The sequence below is a fragment of the Vibrio sp. 10N.222.52.B7 genome (assembly GCF_041474275.1).
Classification (GTDB): Bacteria; Pseudomonadota; Gammaproteobacteria; order Enterobacterales; family Vibrionaceae; genus Vibrio; species Vibrio crassostreae_C.
In genome coordinates this window covers 1-408 of record NZ_JBFRTU010000206.1, presented here as the reverse complement: position 1 = coordinate 408, position 408 = coordinate 1, and the positions used below count along the sequence as shown (strand labels likewise).

Annotated in this window: 1 protein-coding gene; it reads right to left on the bottom strand. The window is 39.5% G+C overall.

Annotated features, from left to right (window positions below; genetic code table 11):
* Positions 1-49 precede the first annotated feature (49 nt).
* Positions 50-408 (bottom strand): DUF302 domain-containing protein (locus AB4512_RS22415; protein ID WP_372175743.1); only part of this gene is annotated, 359 nt, incomplete at its 5' end.

Below are 408 nucleotides of genomic sequence, written 5' to 3'. Positions count from 1 at the left end.
TGTGTGTATAGGGTGACCTATTACGACGGATAAAATACGGTTGTATTACTCAGTGCTCAAAAGTCGCTTCAAATGTGCTATTAAGTCGATATTGAATGACTCTCAACGAAATTGTTTTATGCACATTTTGTCGGTCAGCCATCGCCGTCAATTCATTATAACTAACGTGTGTTCCTTGCTCGTCTTGCCATACTAAGAACTTTTGTGGGAAAGCATCTAATCCTAGTGTTTGTGACCCATCCATTGATTGCCCACCTGGTTTAGGCGCACCGAACATAATCAAGGTTGTTTTATTAATATCAACACCTTGCATTTTCGCTTTTGCTTGGTAATCGATGGTATCAAAAATGACGACATCAGTATTACCCTTAATCGCTTTTGTCGCTTTTATAACGGACTGTTCAAAGG